20 protein-coding genes are annotated in these 19285 nt (G+C 67.5%); 7 read left to right on the top strand and 13 right to left on the bottom strand.

Annotated features, from left to right (window positions below):
• Positions 1 to 46 precede the first annotated feature (46 nt).
• Positions 47 to 526, top strand: a complete 480-nt coding sequence (gene accB, locus ACM0PK_RS10925; RefSeq protein ID WP_005419696.1) for an acetyl-CoA carboxylase biotin carboxyl carrier protein — start codon at positions 47 to 49, stop codon at positions 524 to 526.
• A 10-nt stretch (positions 527 to 536) separates the two neighbouring features.
• Positions 537 to 1904, top strand: a complete 1368-nt coding sequence (gene accC, locus ACM0PK_RS10920) for an acetyl-CoA carboxylase biotin carboxylase subunit (protein WP_065178826.1) — start codon at positions 537 to 539, stop codon at positions 1902 to 1904.
• A gap of 133 nt (positions 1905 to 2037) precedes the next feature.
• Here the strand turns inward: accC and ACM0PK_RS10915 are convergent, their stop codons facing one another.
• Together ACM0PK_RS10915 and ACM0PK_RS10910 are read right to left on the bottom strand one after the other, a co-directional pair.
• The gene (locus ACM0PK_RS10915; RefSeq protein WP_005419699.1) at positions 2038 to 2412 is read right to left on the bottom strand and encodes a hypothetical protein; all 375 of its coding nucleotides are present in this window, start codon (positions 2410 to 2412) and stop codon (positions 2038 to 2040) included.
• The gene (locus ACM0PK_RS10910) at positions 2409 to 3374 is read right to left on the bottom strand and encodes a hypothetical protein (protein WP_065178827.1); all 966 of its coding nucleotides are present in this window, start codon (positions 3372 to 3374) and stop codon (positions 2409 to 2411) included. The genes ACM0PK_RS10915 and ACM0PK_RS10910 overlap by 4 nt, the downstream gene beginning before the upstream one ends.
• Positions 3375 to 3538: 164 nt before the next feature.
• Between ACM0PK_RS10910 and prmA the strand changes: the two genes are divergently transcribed.
• From prmA to fis, 3 genes are all read left to right on the top strand, one after another.
• The gene (gene prmA / locus ACM0PK_RS10905) at positions 3539 to 4459 is read left to right on the top strand and encodes a 50S ribosomal protein L11 methyltransferase (RefSeq protein WP_072167303.1); all 921 of its coding nucleotides are present in this window, start codon (positions 3539 to 3541) and stop codon (positions 4457 to 4459) included.
• A gap of 42 nt (positions 4460 to 4501) precedes the next feature.
• Positions 4502 to 5269: a DUF3426 domain-containing protein gene (locus ACM0PK_RS10900; protein ID WP_180885473.1), complete on the top strand. Its 768-nt coding sequence runs from the start codon at positions 4502 to 4504 to the stop codon at positions 5267 to 5269.
• Positions 5270 to 5384: 115 nt separating this feature from the next.
• The gene (gene fis, locus ACM0PK_RS10895; RefSeq protein ID WP_005419706.1) at positions 5385 to 5660 is read left to right on the top strand and encodes a DNA-binding transcriptional regulator Fis; all 276 of its coding nucleotides are present in this window, start codon (positions 5385 to 5387) and stop codon (positions 5658 to 5660) included.
• Between the two features lie 126 nt (positions 5661 to 5786).
• On the opposite strand, the gene ACM0PK_RS10890 is transcribed toward fis, so the two are convergent.
• From ACM0PK_RS10890 to ACM0PK_RS10865, 6 genes are read right to left on the bottom strand one after another with little or no spacing between them, the layout of a single operon-like run.
• On the bottom strand, positions 5787 to 6782 hold the full coding sequence (locus tag ACM0PK_RS10890; RefSeq protein WP_061478167.1) for a phosphatidate cytidylyltransferase: 996 nt from the start codon (positions 6780 to 6782) through the stop codon (positions 5787 to 5789).
• Positions 6779 to 7408, bottom strand: a complete 630-nt coding sequence (locus tag ACM0PK_RS10885; protein ID WP_005419712.1) for a lysophospholipid acyltransferase family protein — start codon at positions 7406 to 7408, stop codon at positions 6779 to 6781. The genes ACM0PK_RS10890 and ACM0PK_RS10885 overlap by 4 nt, the downstream gene beginning before the upstream one ends.
• A gap of 13 nt (positions 7409 to 7421) precedes the next feature.
• A complete protein-coding gene (locus tag ACM0PK_RS10880) occupies positions 7422 to 7859 on the bottom strand; it encodes a hypothetical protein (RefSeq protein WP_164230129.1) in 438 nt (145 codons plus the stop codon).
• Positions 7856 to 9184, bottom strand: coding sequence for a phosphatase PAP2/dual specificity phosphatase family protein (locus tag ACM0PK_RS10875; protein WP_180885477.1), 1329 nt, complete (start codon positions 9182 to 9184; stop codon positions 7856 to 7858). The genes ACM0PK_RS10880 and ACM0PK_RS10875 overlap by 4 nt, the downstream gene beginning before the upstream one ends.
• Positions 9184 to 10935, bottom strand: a complete 1752-nt coding sequence (locus ACM0PK_RS10870; protein ID WP_072167295.1) for a bifunctional alpha/beta hydrolase/class I SAM-dependent methyltransferase — start codon at positions 10933 to 10935, stop codon at positions 9184 to 9186. Before ACM0PK_RS10870 ends, ACM0PK_RS10875 begins: the two co-directional genes overlap by 1 nt.
• A gap of 34 nt (positions 10936 to 10969) precedes the next feature.
• Positions 10970 to 11587, bottom strand: a complete 618-nt coding sequence (locus ACM0PK_RS10865) for a CDP-alcohol phosphatidyltransferase family protein (protein WP_414607608.1) — start codon at positions 11585 to 11587, stop codon at positions 10970 to 10972.
• A gap of 208 nt (positions 11588 to 11795) precedes the next feature.
• Between ACM0PK_RS10865 and purH the strand changes: the two genes are divergently transcribed.
• Both purH and purD read left to right on the top strand, forming a co-directional pair.
• Entirely contained in the window at positions 11796 to 13379 is a 1584-nt protein-coding gene (gene purH / locus ACM0PK_RS10860) for a bifunctional phosphoribosylaminoimidazolecarboxamide formyltransferase/IMP cyclohydrolase (protein ID WP_414607607.1), read from the top strand.
• Positions 13380 to 13440: 61 nt separating this feature from the next.
• On the top strand, positions 13441 to 14724 hold the full coding sequence (gene purD, locus ACM0PK_RS10855; protein ID WP_088497435.1) for a phosphoribosylamine--glycine ligase: 1284 nt from the start codon (positions 13441 to 13443) through the stop codon (positions 14722 to 14724).
• Between the two features lie 134 nt (positions 14725 to 14858).
• Here purD and rpoH read toward each other — a convergent pair whose 3' ends face one another.
• The 5 genes from rpoH to ftsE all read right to left on the bottom strand — a co-directional run bounded on the left by rpoH (position 14859) and on the right by ftsE (position 19210).
• Entirely contained in the window at positions 14859 to 15734 is an 876-nt protein-coding gene (rpoH, locus tag ACM0PK_RS10850; protein ID WP_005411269.1) for an RNA polymerase sigma factor RpoH, read from the bottom strand.
• Positions 15735 to 16012: 278 nt separating this feature from the next.
• Positions 16013 to 16726 carry a uracil-DNA glycosylase gene (gene ung / locus ACM0PK_RS10845; protein ID WP_414607606.1) on the bottom strand — a complete coding sequence of 238 codons (714 nt, stop codon included), beginning with the start codon at positions 16724 to 16726 and terminating at the stop codon, positions 16013 to 16015.
• Positions 16723 to 17565, bottom strand: coding sequence for a response regulator (locus ACM0PK_RS10840; protein WP_134972284.1), 843 nt, complete (start codon positions 17563 to 17565; stop codon positions 16723 to 16725). Before ACM0PK_RS10840 ends, ung begins: the two co-directional genes overlap by 4 nt.
• Before the next feature lie 7 nt (positions 17566 to 17572).
• Positions 17573 to 18520, bottom strand: a complete 948-nt coding sequence (gene ftsX / locus ACM0PK_RS10835) for a permease-like cell division protein FtsX (RefSeq protein WP_005419726.1) — start codon at positions 18518 to 18520, stop codon at positions 17573 to 17575.
• 3 nt (positions 18521 to 18523) lie between these two features.
• Positions 18524 to 19210, bottom strand: a complete 687-nt coding sequence (gene ftsE, locus ACM0PK_RS10830) for a cell division ATP-binding protein FtsE (protein WP_005419728.1) — start codon at positions 19208 to 19210, stop codon at positions 18524 to 18526.
• Positions 19211 to 19285: the final 75 nt, after the last annotated feature.

Below are 19285 nucleotides of genomic sequence, written 5' to 3'. Positions count from 1 at the left end.
CGCCCACGGCGCTCTCCTCACCTAGATAGAAACCAAAGAGGCCCTCATGGATCTGCGCAAAATCAAGAAGCTGATCGACCTGCTGGAAGAGTCGAACCTGGCTGAAATCGAAATCAAGGAAGGCGAAGAGTCGGTGCGCCTGTCGCGCGCCCCGGTGGCCGGCTATGCCGCCCCGGTCGCCGCGCCGGTGTATGCCGCTCCGGCCGCCCCGGCGCCGCAGGCGATGCCGATGCAGTCGCCGACCGAAGCCTCCACCGGCGGCAGCGCCAAGCCGGGCCCGGCACTGCCGGAAGGCCATGTGCTGCGCTCGCCGATGGTCGGCACGTTCTATGCCTCGTCCGCCCCGGACAAGCCGGCCTTCGTCACCGTGGGCCAGCAGGTCAAGGAAGGCGAAACCCTGGCCATCATCGAAGCGATGAAGATGTTCAACCCGATCGAAGCCGACACGTCCGGCACCATCGTCGCCATCCTCGGCGAGAACGGCCAGCCGGTGGAGTTCGACCAGCCGCTGTTCGTGATCGGCTGAGGGGCGCGCCATGCTCGACAAAGTCGTCATCGCCAACCGAGGGGAGATCGCGCTGCGCATCCTGCGCGCGTGCCACACCCTCGGCATCCGAACGGTGGCCGTGCATTCCACGGTCGACCGCAACCTCAAGCACGTGGCCATGGCCGACGAGTCGGTCTGCATCGGTCCGGCGCCGTCGCCGCAGAGCTACCTCAACATCCCGGCACTGATCGCCGCCGCTGAAGTCACCGACGCCCAGGCCATCCACCCGGGTTACGGCTTCCTGTCGGAGAACGCCGACTTTGCCGAGCGCGTGGAAGAGTCGGGCTTCATCTTCATCGGCCCCAAGGCTGACACCATCCGCATGATGGGTGACAAGGTCGAAGCCATCCGCGCGATGAAGGCCGCTGGCGTGCCGTGCGTGCCCGGCTCGGGCGGCCCGCTGGGCGACGACATCGTCGCCAACACCAAGATCGCCCGTGAGATCGGTTATCCGGTCATCATCAAGGCGGCCGGCGGCGGTGGTGGCCGTGGCATGCGCGTCGTGCACGCCGAAGCCTCGCTGAAGACCTCGATCGAAACCACCAAGAGCGAGGCCAAGGCCGCGTTCGGCAATGGCGAGGTCTACATGGAGAAGTTCCTGGAGAACCCGCGCCACGTGGAGATCCAGGTGCTGGCCGACGGCCAGGGCAACGCCATCCACCTCGGCGAACGCGACTGCTCGATGCAGCGCCGCCACCAGAAGGTGGTGGAAGAAGCACCGGCACCGGGCATCACCGCCGAACAGCGCGAGCAGATCGGCAAGGTGTGCGTGGAAGCCTGCATCCGCATCGGTTATCGCGGCGCCGGCACCTTCGAGTTCCTGTACGAGGACGGCCGCTTCTACTTCATCGAAATGAACACCCGCATCCAGGTGGAGCATCCGGTCACCGAAATGGTCACCGGCATCGACCTGGTGGCCGAGCAGCTGAAGATCGCCGCTGGCCAGAAGCTGTCGATCAAGCAGAGCGACGTGGTGCTGACCGGCCATGCCATCGAATGCCGCATCAACGCCGAAGACGCTGAGACCTTCGTGCCGAGCCCGGGCACCATCACCGGCTTCCATCCGCCGGGGGGTCCCGGCGTGCGCGTGGATACCCACATCTACAGTGGCTATCGCGTGCCGTCCAACTACGACTCGATGATCGGCAAGCTGATCGTGCACGGCCCGGACCGCGAAACCGCCATCGCCCGCATGCGGGTGGCGCTGAGCGAGATGGTGGTCGATGGCATCAAGACCAACATCGCCCTGCAGCAGCGGATCATGCGCGACAAGGGCTTCCAGGCCGGTGGACAGAACATCCACTATCTGGAAAAGCGCCTTGCCGAGCGCAAGAACAAGCCGATCGCGCTGACCTGATCGTCACCCGATGCTGGACAAGGAAAGGGCGGGGATATTCCCGCCCTTTTCTGTTTTCCTTCCGGCAGCGCCGAGCCGTTCCCGGCTTGCGGGCGAGTGCAGCCGAGCATGGCTCGGCTCTACTGATGCGGCCTCAGCGCGCGTCCGCCGCCGTCGCCGGAATCTGCGAATTGGCCAGCGGCCGCACGCCATTGGGCGAGGTCGGATCGACGATCACCATGGTCTCGGTCGAGCCATCCGGCCACACTACCTGGAAGGTGCTGCCAGCCGGCAGTGAAGCGAACGGCATGCCCGTCTGCGCGCGATAGACCGCAGCGACCTGGCTGGCGCCGGCGCGGCGCACGTCTTCCTGCGCCTTCACCGTGGTCAGTTCCACCTTCGACAGATGCCGGTACCGATCCTCGTAGGTATCGATCATCAGCAGGCCGACCGCACCGGCAGAGTAGGCCACGAACAGCGCCACCCAGAACCAGAACTTGGCCCCATGCAGGAATCGACGGTAATTCATCGCCCGTCCCTCTTTCCAATCAATCGCTTGATCCATTCCTTCATTTTCCCAGCACCTTGCCGCGATACCGCAGCGTCATACACGAAATCCCGGAAATCCTGCGCTCCATCCTGCGAACAGATCCCTCCGTTCGCACAAAAACTGTTGACCAGCACGCTGTCCGCTCCACACGGTAGACCGAGTTCGCAGGCCGCAAGCCGCCATGCAAGCTCACTGAGCTGTTCGCCCGCCACCAGGCCGTCGAGTGCGCTGTCACCGGCGGCACGCACGCCCATGCCCGGCGCGATCGCCATATAGGCCTCCGGGTCACGCGAAGTGCGCACGCGCTCGACCAGGTCGCGGCGGTACTCGGCACTGTCATGCAACGGCTCACCCTCGGCGAACAACGATGCTTCTGCGGCGAGGTTGCCCTGCGCGGCCGCCTTGCGGCGTTCGGCCAGCACCAGCGCAGCGCCCAGCTTGTCGCCCGGAACGAAGCCGCCACACCGCTGCGCCACGCGCTCGCGGGCCTCGATCATCGCCGGCGCCGCGGTCAGGCCCAACCCGCTCAACACGTTGTTGTCCAAGCGGTAGCCACCCGGATCGAGTGCGTACTGCGCGCAATAGTCATACACGCGGCTGAGCATCCAGCGCGCTTCATGGTTACCTGTATCGGCCTGCACGCGCAGGCGCTGGGCGTAGGCGTACAGATCGCTGGCGTCTTCGATGTCGGCGCGGAGGTCCAGCGGCAGGCCCGACGGCAGCGTGTTGCCGCGCTCGACGGTGGCCAGCCGGCGCGCCAGGGCCTCCGGCACCACCGGCAACGCCGCTCCGCTGTCGCGGCTGGCCACGACGGTCGGCAGGTCCGGCGACGGTGATGCCACGCCCGCCGCATGGCCGCTGGCCCGGTACCCGGCCACGCCCAGCACGGCCACCGCCGGCAGCACGAGCAACCAGGTTTTCAGGGTCGGGGCGAAGGCCATCGGCGGCGGTGAGCGTTCACGGCGCACAGGAAAGTGTCGAGTTTAGCAAGGCCCGGCAGGCCTGTCTGAACTGCCCCCGTTCATCTCAAGATGGCATCTCACGCGATACGGAGACGCTCCGATGGTCTAGCATGGCCCCCTTTCCCGTGATTGCCCCCACCGCCATGCCGTTCCTGGAACTGACCCTGCGCTGCACCGAAGCCACCCAGCCCCGCTATGAAAATGCGCTGGAGGACGTCGGCGCACTGGCTGTGACCCTGCTCGATGCCGAAGCCGACACCAGCAACGAACAGGCCATCCTCGAACCCGGCGTGGGTGAAACGCCGCTGTGGGACACCCTGGTGCTGAGCGCACTGTTCCCCGCCGACAGCAATGCGCTTTTGCTGCTGGCCGCGCTGGAATCGTTCGATCCGGAACTGGACTGGAGCAACGGCAGCTTCCGCGCCGTCGAGGATGAAGACTGGGAGCGCGCCTGGCTGGACCAGTTCCAGCCGATGGATTTCGGCAGCCGTACCTGGATCGTGCCGTGGAACCATGAACTGCCGGACGCCGCGCAGGCCGCCGATGCCGCCGTGGTGCGGCTGGACCCGGGCCTGGCCTTCGGCTCGGGCACCCACCCGACCACCGCCCTGTGCCTGCGCTGGCTGGACCAGCTGGCCGTGGACGGCCAGTTGCAGGGCCAGCGCGTGCTCGACTTCGGCTGCGGCTCGGGCATCCTCGCCCTGGCCGCGCTGAAGCTGGGTGCCGCCGAAGCGGTCGGCGTGGACAACGATCCACAGGCGCTGGTCGCCACCGCCGACAATGCCGAGCGCAACGGCGAGCAGGCGCGCATGCACGTGTACCTGCCGCAGGACGAACCGGTCGCCACCTACCCGATCGTGGTCGCCAACATCCTTGCCTCGGCACTGGACGCGTTGGCCGAGCTGCTGGCCGCGCGCGTCGCTGCCGGCGGCCGCATCGCCCTGTCCGGCATCCTGCATGGCCAGGAAGGCGAACTGCTGCAGCGCTACGCCGCGTGGTTCGACGACCTGCAGGCGACCCAGGATGGCGACTGGATGCGCATCACCGGCATACGCCGCGCCTGATCGTGATTGAATGACCGCTGGATCCGAGCCCGCACCCTGAGCATGTCCGAGCCGAACCCGCCGCGCCGCCCTTTGGCCACCTTCCTGCGCCCCGCGTCGGAAGGCGAGGCTGCACCTGCGACCGATTCACGCACGCCCGACCCGGCGATGCAGGACATCCCGCCAGCCCAAGCCCGCGCCCCCCTCGAAGCGGCGCTGCCACCGATGGCGGAAACGCGACCGAGCGATGACATCGTCAACCCCGACGAAGCGGCCGTGATCGAACCCGTCCTTGCCGCTCCGGCCCCGCAGGCCGTGGCTGGGGATGCACCCAGTTTCCTGGGCACCTCGCGGCCACGCGCACTGCCGACGCCACGCTGGCACTGGGGGCTGGTCGCCGGACTGGCACTGCTGCTGGTCCTGCAGAGCGTGCTGGCCGATCGAGCGCGACTGGCCGCCGACGCCGGCAACCGCGCCTGGCTGGGCGCACTGTGCGGCGTATTGCGCTGCAGCCTGCCGGCCTGGCATGAACCCACCGCGTTCACCATGACCAGCCGCGAGATCCGCCCCCTGCCAGGCCAGGCGGGCGTACTGCAGGTGCAGGCCAGCATCCGCAACGATGCGCGCTGGGCACAGGCCTGGCCGGATCTGCGCCTGTCGCTGTCTGACGCCGATGGCCGGGTGATCGGCAGCGGCGTGTTCGCGCCGGCGCAGTACCTCGGCGAGAACCCCGGCGCGGCCGTGCTGGAACCGGGCCAGAGTGCACGCATTGCGTTCCGCGTGCAGGAACCCGCCGCATCCACCGTCGCATTCACCTTCGACTTCCTCTGAGCAGGATAGAGGCGACCAGCCGTGGCAGGTCGGGCACGCTCGCGCTAGACTGGCCGCCACCACCTCGTCCGGCCGCGCGCTCCGCGCGCACGGGCCAACCGAATCGGGAACCCCCTTGAACGCTGTCCTCTCTCGTCCTGACAACAGTCGTGGCGCTCCCCGGCCACCGCTGCGTGAACACGTCGCCCAGTCCGTGCGCCGCTACCTGCGTGACCTTGATGGCTGCGACGCGGACGATGTCTACGAGATCGTGCTGCGCGAGATGGAAATCCCGCTGTTCGTGGAAGTGCTCAACCACTGCGAAGGCAACCAGAGCCGTGCCGCGGCGATGCTGGGCATCCACCGCGCCACCCTGCGCAAGAAGCTGAAGGAATACGGCATCAGCGCGTAAGCGCGCGTGGGTCGTGCCGGCCGCTGGCCGGCAACCCCATGAACGATGGCAGGGAGTTGCAGTTGCCGGTCAGCGGCCGGCACTACCGGTGGATCCACGCCATGCGTGGATGGAAGCCCGGCAGAATCATCCGCCTCCGCCCGCCTTCCAGTAGTACCTCACTACATGGAAGAACACGGGCGCGGCGAAGCACACCGAATCCAGCCGGTCGAGCATGCCGCCATGGCCCTCGATCATGTGGCCCCAGTCCTTGATGCCACGGTCGCGCTTGATCGCCGACATCACCAGGCCGCCCCAGAACCCCATCAGGTTGATCAGCAGCGACAGGCCGAACGCCTGCAGCGGCGTGAACGGGGTGATCCACCACAGCGCCGCTCCCAGCGCGCTGGCACTCAGCACGCCGCCCACGAAGCCCTCCACCGTCTTCGACGGCGACAGCTTCGGGGCGATCAGGTGCCGGCCCAGCAGCTTGCCCCAGATGTACTGCAGCACATCCGAGGACTGCACCACGATCACCAGGAAGGCAAACAGCAGCACGTTGCGCGCCGGATCATGCCCGGGCACATGCAGGTTGAGCAGCAGCGGCACATGCGAGATGCAGAACACGCAGATCATCAGCCCCCATTGCACCTTCGCCGTCCGCTCCAGGTAGTGCGTGGTATCGCCACCGATGGTGGACAGGATCGGCAGGAACAGGAACGCATAGACCGGGATCAGCAGCGTGTACATGCCGTACCAGTCGATCCACACCAGGTAGTACTGCCACGGCAGCACGATGTAGAACGCGGCCAGCAGCGCGTAGTAGTCGCCCGAGCGGGTCGGTGCCAGAGTGATGAACTCGCGCAGCGCGAACAGCGAGATGATCGCAAACAGTACGATCACCCCGGCACGACCGAAGAACAGCGCCAGCCCGACCACGATCGCCATCACCCACCAGGCGCGGATGCGCGACACCAGGTTGGCGATCACTGCACTGGGCTGCCCACGCTGCCGCCAGCGCAGGGTCTCGGCCACCAGCGTGGCCAGCACCAGCACCGCGCCGACGCCGGCAAACAGCAGGCCGGTCTGCTGGCCCACGCTGCGCGCGGCCAGGTCACCGGACACGTCCATCAGATAGCTCATGCGCGCCCTCCATTCGGCGCCAGGTCCAGCAGCGCCTGCCGGCTGCGGGCCAGGAATGCGGCCTTGTCCTCGTCGGCCTGCAGCCGCAGCGGCGTGCCGAACGTAGCCGTGCACAGCAGCGGCAGCGGCAGGAACCGGCCCTTCGGCATCACCCGCTTCAGGTTGTCGATCCACACCGGCACGAACTCCAGCTCCGGCCGTTGCCGCGCCAGGTGGTAGATGCCGCTCTTGAACGGCAGCAGCGGCTCATCGCCCACATTGCGCGTGCCTTCCGGGAACAGGATCAGCGAGCACTCTTCGTCGACCGCATCGCGCAGCACCTGCAACGGGTCCTGCTGGCGATGCCCGGCCTCACGCTCTACCAGTACACCGTTGAATACCGCATCGATCAGGTAGCGGCGCAGGCCGTCGCGCTGCCAGTATTCGGCGGCGGCCACCGGGCGTACCTGTCGCCGCAGCGCGGGCGGCATCGACGACCAGATCAACACGAAGTCACCATGGCTGGCGTGGTTGCCGTAGTACACGCGGCGCTCGCTGGACGGCGCACAGCCGATCCACAGCGCACGGGCGCCCGTCACCACGTGGATCGCGCCACTGCAGGCGCGTGCAATCAGTTCGGCGAACATCGGTCCCTCCCGTTCACGTCTGCGGCCACACTACGGCCAGCACCAGTAGTGCGGCCTGCACTGCCGTCAGCAGGTACTGGCGCAGCAGCAGCCGGCGCATGCCGGCCCAACGCACGTCCCAGTCGCGCAGCGGCGCATCGGCCGGTGTGCGGCGCAGGCCACTGTCCTGAAGCAGCTGGTCGGTACGGCGTGCAGCGGCTTCGCCATCCAGGCCTTCATCGCGCAACAGCTGCAGCAGGCTCGCGTCCAGCCCGACCCGCCATGCATGGTAGGCCTGCATGAGCCCAGCGCCCACACTGAGCAGCAACAGCCCGGCGGCGATCATCGCCAGCCCCGGTTCGATGCCCAGCAGCAGCAGCGCCACCAGCAGCAGCCCCAGTGACAGCAGCGCGGGCCAGCGTCCCTGGCGCAGCAGCAGCTGCATGGTCGCCAGATCGGGAACGGCACTCATGCGCGCCCTCCAGCCGCTGCGGTGATGGCTTGCAGATGCTCCGGGCCCAGCACGATGCCGGGGCGTGCCGCACGCACGATGGCGACCGCCGCCTCGACTTCCGCGGCACGGCCCGTGCGCAGCAGCCACGTCGCCACGCTGGCGGCACTGCGTGAGTAACCCAATGCGCAGCACACCAGCAGCGGCCCCTGTACCCGCAGCCGTTCGATGGCCTCGGCCGCCTCGCGCAACTGGTGCGGCGTGGGCACCACCAGATCCAGCATCGGCACGCTGGCATACGCCGCGCCCGGCGCGCGGCAGGACAGCTCGGCGCAGGCATCGACCACGCCCACCAAAGGTGCCGGCAATACCGTGCAGGGAATCCGGCCCAGCCACACGCCGTCCAGCACCGGCACCGGCTGCGGCGCACGCCGTGTCCACAGCCGCGAGTTGATCCAGGCGGCGCCCAGGTACGGTGCCAGCAGCCAGCGTGCCGCCATGCTCAAGCGACCATCGGCGCGCTTCTGGAACACCGCCGTACCCAGACCGGCATAGGCCAGCGCCACCAGCAGCAGCGACACCACCGGCCACAGCAACCACAACGCCGTACCCCGCAGCAGGACCATCGGCACCAGCAGCACAGCGGCCCCCAGCAGGTACAGCGCAGCCAATCGCCACCGCTTGGCATGCCGCGCGATGCGCCAGGCCCGCAGCGGTGGCGTGCCCTGCTCCGGCCACAACCACACGCACAGCCAGCCGGCCAGCAGGCCGGTGGGGATGTCAATGAAATGATGCTGGAACGTGGTCAGCACCGAGACACCGATCAGCAGCGCCCACACATGCAGTACCCAGCGCCAGGCACCGTGCAGGTACTGCGCGAACTTCACCCACAGCACGATCAGCAGCACGATGTGCAGCGATGGCGCCTGGTTGAACGGCTTGTCGAAACCCAGCAGCACATCGAACAGCCAGCCGAACACGCCGCCGATCTCCGGCCGCTCGAAACTGAAGCGCAGCGGCCACAGCAGGAAACAGGTCACCGCGATCAGCTGTGCACTGAACAGCCGCAATGCGTGCCGGTCCAGTTCGAGGCGCTGCCGGCACAGGAAGAACGAGATTGCGTAGAACAGGTCGATCGACCAGTACGGCACGATCGTCCATGGCACGAACGGAATCTGCGTTTCCCAGCCGAACGCCATCACCGGCAGTTCGGCGTGGCGGCCGGCCATCCAGTTGGCGAAGCCGTAGCTGGCAAAGAAGAACGGGCCCAGCAGGGCCAGCCACAGCAGCGCGCGCCGCCAGGGGCGCCCCGCCGTGGCAAGCGGAGTTGCAGCCAGCGTCGCCATCACGCGGTCCGGCGTGCCAGCGACACAGTGAAGATGCCGAAGTCATCGATGCGCTGCGTCACTTTCTCGAACCCGGCCAGGCGCACCAGTTCATCCATTTCCTGCTGGGTGCGGCGGCGCATCACCCAAGCAGCGCCACCACGATGACTGGTCAGCGCGCGGGCGATGAACTCCAGCTGCGGGTGCCAGGGCTGGCCGGTGTAGGCCAGGTAGCCACCCATCGGCACCGTTGCGGCGATGCCCTGCAGCGAGCGCAGCACGGCGTCGTTGTCGGGGAACAGTTCGTACAGGCCCGATACCACCGCCAGCGTCGGCGCCGGGTCGACCTGCGCCAGCTGCACCGGATCGAACGCATCGCCCTGTTCGAAACGGGCGATGTCGGACGCACCGAGGCGCTCGATCAACGCTTGGCCCTGGGTCACGTTCAGACCGCTGAAGTCGCGCAGCACGATGCGCTCGGCGCGTTGCTCGCCCTGGCCCAGCGCTTCCAGTACATAACGGCCATGGCCAGCGGCCACGTCCAGCACGCGCACCGGCATGCCCTGCCCGCGCAGGCGCTGGGCGGCATCGCGCAGCAGTTCCTGCAGGTGCCGACCGCGAATGCGGATGCCGCGCCAGCCGATCGCATCCAGGTAGTTGCGGTCGACCAGGCGCCCCAACGGGCCCTTGCCACGTGCTTCGTCGCGATAGATGTAGTCCAGCGTGCTGCCCGAATCGAAACCGGTCTGCAGGCCCAGTGCAATGCCTTCGGACAGTCTGCCGCCAAAGCGCAGGCCACCGCGCACCACGCGCCAGCGCAGGTCGGCCAGGCTGTTGCGCTCGGGCGGCCAGGCCAGGATTTCAGACTCCTCAAATGTCGGCCCATGGCGGTGCGCATCGCGACGCGACAGCTCGCGCAACGGTTCGGCGAATCGCGCCTGGATGAAGCTGCGGATACGTGCCAGTGCCGGTGCCCGATCACGCTCGCCCAGCGTGTCGTGGAAGAAGCCCGGCAGATGCACGCGCTCCTTGATCGGGCTGGACAGGCGCTCGTAGAAGCGGTCCTGCGGGCCACGGTGCACGACGAAGTCCGAGCCGGACACCAGCAGCTGCACCGGCACGCTGATCGCCTGCGCATCGGCGACGATGCGATCGGCCGCCTCGTACAGGCCCAGCAGCACCCGCACCGAGATTGGCCGGGTGATCAGTGGATCGGTGCGGTAGCTTTCCACCCGCGCCGGATCGTGGGTCAGCCATTGCGGCTTGACGTAACTGTTGACGAAGAAGTTGCCGCGCAGCTTCTGCATCAAGGCCAGGCCCGGGCGTGCGAACGGCACGTACAGCTTCACCTTGAACGCCGGGGAGGCCATGACCAGCGCGCGCAGGCGTGGCGCGTAGTCGTGCACCCAGGTGGCGGCGACCACGGCACCCACGCTCTGCGCGATCACCACGATGTCTTCCACCGCGATCCCATGCTCGGCGCCGATGTGGGCGATGAAGCTGTCCAGGTCGCGCACCAGCGCCGGAAAGCCCGGTGCATCGCCACGCGCGCCCGGCGAACGGCCATTGCCGCGCGCATCCCAGGCGAAGAAGGCGGTGTCAGGCAGGTCCAGCTCATCGACCAGATGGGTAACACGCCCCGAGTGCTCGTGCCCGCGGTGCAGCAGCACGATGGCCCGGGTGGCCGGGGTGGCGGTGGTGCCGGCCCAGTACCGGTAGAACAGCGGTACCTGGTCGAAGCTGTGGAATTCCCGTTCCTGCGCCTGACGCATGCAATCTCCTGATTGTCTTTTTCTATCTGCTTGATTAATTTGGCGAAACTGCGATTTCCCGCAGTCCCCGACGGACCCGGTTGAGCATCGTCAGCACGCACAGCACCGCCATGGCCGCGGCCACCCCCGTGACCGTCATCGCGCCAACCCACTCAAACGCCAGCAGCAGGCCCAGCGCACCGATCACGAAGGCGCGGTCGCTCTTGCCCATCGGGCCGTCATAGCGGCGGCTGGCGCCGACCATCAGCCCCAGCACGCCGGCGTATTCGCTCAGCGCCGCGGTCCAGGCCAGCAGCCACAGCGGCTCCGGGCGCACGCCCGGCACGCTGAGCAGGCTCAGGTACAGCGCCGCATCGGCGATCACATCGCACAATTCATTCAGATAGGCACCCAGCCGCGACTGCTGGCCGAATTCGCGGGCCAGCATGCCGTCCACGGCGTTGAGCGCCATGCGCAGCAGCATCCACAGCGGCAGCAACAGGTACAGCCATGGCTGGGCCGGCGCGCAGCACCAGACGGCGCCGGCCACCAGCAGCGAGACCACGGCAGCGGCCACGGTCACCGCATTGGCGGTGATCCCCATGCGGTACAGGCCGCGTACGGCCGGACGCAGGAGGTCCTGAAAACGTCCTTTCAACACATAGATCGACACGATCCGAACCCGCTGATCCTTGGCAGTTCCCGCACAGCCTACCCGATTGGGGCAGCCCGCCCCATTGAATTGATTGCGGACCGCCCCCGGCCAGACGGTGCTGAAGGCGACCACAGGCCATCGGTGCAGGTTGATTGCCACCACCGGCGCCCGCCACCGGCCCCCACCGCCTACAATATCGGCCCCGCTCCGCTGCCGATTCCGTCCCATGACTGCTGATCTGTTGCCCGTCCGCCGGGCCCTCCTCTCCGTTTCCGACAAGACCGGTCTGGTCGAGCTGGCCACTGCGCTGGCGGCACGCGGCGTGGAGCTGCTGTCCACCGGCGGCACCGCCAAGGCGATCCGCGAGGCGGGCCTGGCCGTGAAGGACGTGGCCGAGGTCACCGGTTTCCCGGAAATGATGGACGGCCGGGTCAAGACCCTGCACCCGATGGTGCACGGCGGCCTGCTGGGCCGCTCCGGCCTGGATGACGCGGTGATGGCCGAGCACGGCATCGGCGCCATCGACCTGCTGGTGCTGAACCTGTACCCGTTCGAATCGGTCACCGCCAAGGCCGACTGCACCCTGGCCGACGCGGTCGAGAACATCGACATCGGCGGCCCGGCCATGCTGCGTTCGGCGGCCAAGAACTTCGCCCGCGTGGCAGTGGCCACCGACCCGTCGCAGTACCCCGAGCTGCTGGCCTCGCTGGAGGCCAACAACGGCCAGCTGACGGCTGCCACCCGCTTCGCGTTCTCGGTGGCCGCGTTCAACCGCGTCGCCCAGTACGATGCGGCGATCAGCAACTACCTGTCGGCGGTCACCGCCACCGACGCCGCCGTGCCGGCCCGTGCCGAATACCCGGCGCAGATGAACTCCACCTTCGTGAAGGTGATGGACCTGCGCTACGGCGAGAACCCGCACCAGAGCGGCGCGTTCTACCGCGACCTGTACCCGGTCCCGGGCACGCTGGCCACCTTCCAGCAGCTGCAGGGCAAGGAGCTGAGCTACAACAACCTGGCCGATGCCGATGCGGCGTGGGAATGCGTGCGCCAGTTCGATGCGCCGGCCTGCGTCATCGTCAAGCACGCCAACCCGTGCGGCGTGGCCGTCGGCGCCGGCAACGGCGATGCCTACGAGCTGGCCTACGCCACCGACCCGACCAGCGCCTTCGGCGGCATCATCGCCTTCAACAAGCCGCTGGACGCCGCCACCGCCAAGGTGATCCTGGCCCGCCAGTTCGTGGAAGTGCTGATTGCCCCGGACTACGAGCCGGCCGCGCTGGAATACGCGCAGAAGAAGGCCAACGTACGCGTGCTGCGCATCCCGCATGGCGACGGCCTGAACAACTTCGACAGCAAGCGCGTCGGCTCGGGCCTGCTGCTGCAGTCGTCGGACAACCGCGGCATGACCCGCGACGAGCTGAAGGTGGTCAGCAAGCTGGCGCCGACCGACAAGCAGTTCACCGACCTGCTGTTTGCCTGGAAGGTGGCCAAGTTCGTGAAGTCCAACGCGATCGTCTACGCCAAGGACAACCGCACCATCGGTGTCGGCGCCGGCCAGATGAGCCGCGTGTACTCGGCCCGCATCGCCGGCATCAAGGCCGCCGACGCGAACCTGGTGGTCGAGGGTTCGGTGATGGCCTCCGATGCGTTCTTCCCGTTCCGCGACGGCATCGATGCCGCCGCTGCCGCCGGCATCAAGGCAGTCATCCAGCCGGGCGGTTCGATGCGCGATGCCGAAGTGATCGCCGCCGCCGACGAACATGGCCTGGCCATGGTGTTCACCGGCGTGCGCCACTTCCGCCACTGATCCGCATCACCAAGCCGGGCCCTGCCCGGCTTTTCTTTTCCGTATCCGAGAACCCTGTCCCATGAAGATCCTCGTCATCGGCTCCGGCGGCCGCGAACACGCCCTGGCATGGAAGCTGGCCCAGTCCTCCCGTGTCACCGACGTGATCGTGGCGCCCGGCAACGCCGGTACCGCCAGCGAAGACAAGTGCCGCAACGTGGCGGTGAAGGTGACCGATATCGACGGCCTGCTGGCGCTGGCCCAGGCTGAAGGCGTGGCGTTGACCGTGGTCGGCCCGGAAGTACCGCTGGTGGCCGGTGTGGTCGACCGCTTCCGCGCCGCCGGCCTGCGCATCTTCGGGCCAACCGCCGCCGCCGCGCAGCTGGAAGGCAGCAAGGCCTACGCCAAGGACTTCCTGGCCCGCCACAACATCCCCACCGCGTTCTATGCCGTGCACACCGACGTGGACGCTGCCCTGGCCTACATCCGCGAGAAGGGTGCACCGATCGTGGTCAAGGCCGATGGCCTGGCCGCCGGCAAGGGCGTGATCGTCGCAATGACCCTGGCCGAAGCCGAGGACGCGGTGCGTGACATGCTCTCCGGCAACGCGTTCGGCGATGCCGGCGCCCGCGTGGTGATCGAGGAATTCCTCGATGGCGAGGAAGCCAGCTTCATTTCGATGGTGGACGGCGTGCATGCGCTGCCGATGGCCACCTCGCAGGACCACAAGCGCGTCGGCGACGGCGACACCGGCCCCAACACGGGTGGCATGGGCGCGTACTCGCCGGCGCCGGTAGTGACGCCGGAGGTGCATGCACGCGTGATGCGCGAAGTGGTGAACCCGACCGTGCAGGGCATGATCGCCGACGGCATCCCGTTCACCGGTTTCCTCTACGCCGGCCTGATGATCGATGCCAGCGGCGCGCCGAAGGTAATTGAATTCAACGTGCGCTTCGGCGATCCGGAAACCCAGCCGGTGATGCTGCGCCTGCAGTCGGACCTGGTCGAGCTGGTGGAAGCGGCGATTGATGGCCGCCTGGACCAGGTAGAAGCGCAGTGGGATGCGCGCCCGTCACTGGGCGTGGTGCTGGCCGCGAAGCCCTACCCGGAAGCGCCGATCACCGGTGACGTGATTTCCGGCCTGGGCGACGTGCCGGCCAGCGCCAAGGTGTTCCATGCCGGTACGGCATTGGATGCGCAGGGCCAGGTGGTCAGTGCCGGTGGCCGCGTGCTGTGCGTGGCCGCACTGGGCGACAGCGTGCGCGACGCACAGGCCAATGCCTATGCCGGCGTGGCCAAGGTGACCTGGGCCAACGCGTTCCACCGCACCGACATCGGCTGGCGCGCGATCGCACGCGAGGGCTGAGGCCGCGCCGCAGCCACGCATGGCGTGGCTCTACTGACACTGGGTAGATCCACGCCATGCGTGGATGAGAACGCCACCAAAAAGAAAAGGCCCGGCAATGCCGGGCCTTTTCCTGGCTTCAACGCCATCCCGCCTTACGCGGTGAACAGCGCCTTCATCTTCTTCAGCGCGTTCGCCTCGACCTGGCGGATGCGCTCGGCGGACACGCCGTACTCGTCGGCCAGCTCCTGCAGCGTCACCTTGCTGTCGGCATCCAGCCAGCGACGACGGATGATGTCGCGCGAACGCGCATCCAGTTCGGCCAGGCCTTCGCGCAGCAGCTGCATCTGGTTGTCTTCGCTGTCCTCGCGCTCGTAGGCCATCGACGGGTCTTCGTCATCGGCAACCAGGAACGCAGCCGGCGACGGCGGGGCGTGCTCGTTGTCCTCGTCGGTCGGCGCATCGAAACCGATATCGCGACCGGACAGGCGCGATTCCATTTCCATGACCTCGCGCTCGGACACGTTCAGGTCCTTGGCCACCGCGCTGACTTCCGCCGCGTTCATCCAGCCCAGGCGCGTCTTCGACTTGCGCAGGTTGAAGAACAGCTTGCGCTGCGCCTTGGTGGTGGCGACCTTCACGATGCGCCAGTTCTTCAGGATGAACTCGTGCATTTCGGCACGGATCCAGTGCACGGCGAAGGAGACCAGGCGCACGCCCATGTCCGGGTCGAAGCGCTTGACCGCCTTCATCAGGCCGATGTTGCCTTCCTGGATCAGGTCACCCAGGGCAAGGCCGTAGCCGTTGTAGCCGCGGGCCACGTGCACCACGAAGCGCAGGTGCGAATGCACCAGCTCGCGGGCGGCGTCCAGATCGTTGCCGTCGCGGAAGCGACGGGCCAGGTCCTGTTCGTCATCGACCGACAGCACCGGGATCTGGTGCACGGCACCGATATAGGCGTCCAGCGAACCGAGCGCACTGGGAATCGGGAGATTGTTTGCCACAAGGGCAGTAGAGGTGTTCTGGCTCATAGGCACCCATCTTAGCAGTCCGGGATTTGGACTGCTAAAGGAGGAAAAAGTTCCAGCATCCTATTGATGCAACACTGGTCCCAAACAGAGCCCTACCGTAGCGCGATTTGATGACAGTGGCGAGCACGCTTTTCGGGATTCACAATCCCTTGGAATTCAAGCAATTACCCGGCGGAAACCGGCCGATTTCAGTCAAGCGGAGCTGAACGGGCCGTTCTGAAGGCCCATTCAGCGCCGAAGACGTTGCCCGGTGTTCAGGCCCGGCAGCCCGCCGGTGCTCAAAGCGCCGAACGCGGCGGCAGCGACCAGTCGATCGGGGCCTGGCCGCGACGCTGCAGGTACTCGTTGGCCATCGAGAAATGCCGGCAGCCGAGGAAGCCACGATGGGCCGACAGCGGCGACGGGTGCGGCGACTTCAGCACGCGATGGCGTCGGGTGTCGATGACCTTGCCCTTCTGCTGCGCATAGGCGCCCCACAGCAGGAACACCAGGCCTTCGCGTTCGCGGTTGAGCACGTCCACCACGTGATCGGTGAAGCCCTCCCAGCCACGCCCCTGGTGGGCACCAGCCTTGCCCTCTTCCACCGTCAGCACGGCATTGAGCAGCAGCACCCCACGTTGCGCCCACGGAATCAGGCAGCCGTGGTCCGGGCGCGGGATGCCGAGATCGCTCTCGATCTCCTTGTAGATGTTCAGCAGCGACGGCGGCACCGGCACGCCCGGCGGCACCGAGAAACTCAGGCCATGCGCCTGGCCGCGGCCGTGGTACGGGTCCTGCCCGAGGATCACCACCTTCACCTGCTCGAACGGCGTGGCGTCGAACGCGGCGAAGATCTGCGGGCCGGGCGGGAACACCGCCGCGCCACTGGCCTTGCGCTGGCTCAGGAAGCTGGACAGCTCGCGCATCTGCGGCTGCAGCAGGTAATCGCCGACATGCTGCTTCCAGCTCGGTTCCAGCTGGATCGTCGGGGTGTCGGCTACTTCATCCATCATCGGATCAGGGGTCCATCGTTCAATCGGGCCAGGCGCAGCTGGAACAGCACCTTGGTGACCAGCAGCCGCTCTTCGATCGGCTTGAGCACCAGGTCGTTGGCACCGGACTGCAGCAGCCCGGTCTGGTTGTGCGTGTTGCCGTCACCGGTCATCACCAGCACCGGCAGGCGGCGCTTGCCGTAACCGAAGTCCACGCGCACGCGCTGCACCACGTCGCGCCCGCTCAGTTCGCCCTTCAGGGTGACATCGGTCAGCACCAGGTCGATGCGGTGGCGGCTGCGGCCCAGCGACTCGGCAGTGAGCAGGGTGAATGCCTCTTCGGCGCTGACCACGTGCAGTACGTTCAACTGCTGCCGCTCAAGCATGCGCTTGGTGGCCTCGGCCACCACCCGGCTGTCCTCGATGTAGAGGATGGTGGCACCGGGGATGGTCTGCGGCTGCACATAGCCACGGATGAAGGTCGCCAGTGCCTCATGGCCCAGCGCCTTGTCGAAATAGTCGGTGACGTACTCGGTGAAGCGACGCTGCTCCAGGTGCTGCTGGGCATCGCCGGACACAACGATCACCGGCACATAGGCCTGGCCGGCGGCTTCGCGCACCATCCGCGCCAGCGCCAGGCCGTCGCCATCGCGCAGGGTCAGCGAGGTCGTCACCAGGTCCACCGGGCCCTGCGCCAGCGCCTGCTGCGCATCCTCGATGCTGTCGCAGCCGATCACCTCCACGCCCGGCAGGTCACGCTGCAGGACATCGGCGATCAGTTTGCGGACCAGCTTCGAACCATCGACCACCATCACCCGCGTCGCGGGCCCTTCAAGGTGCTTCAGCGCTTGCGGTTGCATGCCGGTCTCAGGTGTCGGTCGGACGGGTCTGGCGGAGGAAGTGGCCGGTCACCAGCCAGGCGCCCAGCCAGCCCAGCAGCAGCGTGCCGACCAGGACCAGGCCGCCGTGCAGCAGGTCCAGGCCATGCAGCACGAACGGGCTGCCGTAGCTGCGCGAGAGTTCGGCCAGCGGCACGCGCAGGGCGGCACCGGCGGCGCCGATCAGGGCCAGCGCTACCGCGCCGGCGCCCAGCCCGTACCACGCGCCCAGGTACAGGAACGGGCGGCGGATGAAGCCATCGCTCGCGCCAAGCAGCTGCAGCACGCCGATCTCTTCGCGACGGGCCTGGATGTCAAGGCGCACGGTGTTGCCGACCACCAGCGCGGCGCCCACGCCGAGCAGCACCGACAGCACCTGCACCAGGCGTGCACCGAACGCCAGCCAGGCATCCAGGCGCTGGCGCCACAACGCATCGTGCTGCACCAGGTCGGCCTCGGGCAGGCTTTCCAGCGCGCGCGCCAGGCGTGCGTCGTCCTTGCCCTGGCCCGGGGTGATCACCAGCAGCGAGGGCAACGGATTGTCGTTGAGGGCATCGATCGCCTCACCGAGGCCGGCATCGCGCAGTTCCTGCAGGCCCTGCTCGGGTGTGCGCACATTCACTTCGGCCACGTCATCGCGGTCGCGCAGCTGGCCGGCCAGGCGAAGCGCACCGGGACCATCGATGTTGCCCTTCAGGAACACGTTGATGTCGCGCGACTGCTGCACGCTGCCGGCGAACTGCTTGAGGTTGTCCAGCGCGATCGACAGCCCCAGCGGCAACGCCAGGGCCAGCGCCATGACCATCACGGTCAGCAGGGTCGCCCACGGCTTGCGGCAGGCGCGGCCCAGGCTGAACACCACGCTGTGCACGTGGTGCTGGAACCAGACGCCCACGCGCGACGGGGCGGCGGCTTCGCTGTTTTCGTTCTTCGCCATCGGTTACTCCGCCAGGTCCTGCGGCGAGATGTCATCCACCAGCCGGCCGTGGTCGAGGATCAATACGCGCTTGCGCATACGGCGCAGCAGCGGCAGGTCGTGGCTGACCACCAGTACGCTGGTGCCGCGCGAGGGCAGCTCGGCGAACAGGGCCATGATCTCCGCTGCCAGGGTCGGGTCGAGATTGCCGGTCGGCTCATCGGCCACCAGCAGCTTGGGCTCGCCGACGATGGCACGGGCGATGCCGACGCGCTGCTGCTCGCCGGCCGACAACTGCGAGGGCAGTGCCTTCTCACGATGGCCCAGGCCCATGCGCTCGAGCACTGAACGCACGCGCTTGTTGATGTCGCCACGGCGGGTACCACGCAGGATCAGCGGCAGCGCCACGTTCTCGGCAATCGAACGGTCCATCAGCAGGCGGTGGTCCTGGTAGACCGCCCCCACCGCGCGTCGGTGGCGCGGCACGTCGCCGCCGCGCACCTTCAGCAGGTTGCGCTCGTCGAACACCACCGCGCCGCGGCTTGGCCGCTCGTCGAGGTGGATCAACTTGAGCAGCGTACTTTTACCCGCACCGGAATGGCCGGTGACGAACAGCATCTCGCCCGGCGCGACCTCGAAGCTGACATCGGTCAGTGCCTCGTGGCCACCGGCGTACTGTTTGCTGACATTGTCGAAGCGCAGGACACTCATGCCCCGATTATGCAGGACCTGCGCGACGGCGTGGAGATGGTCACGGGATCGGTAGTGCCGGCCGCTGGCCGGCAC

Source organism: Stenotrophomonas sp. FR010 (genome assembly GCF_047520755.2).
Taxonomy (GTDB): domain Bacteria; phylum Pseudomonadota; class Gammaproteobacteria; order Xanthomonadales; family Xanthomonadaceae; genus Stenotrophomonas; species Stenotrophomonas sepilia.
This window is presented reverse-complemented; position numbering and strand designations above follow the sequence as displayed.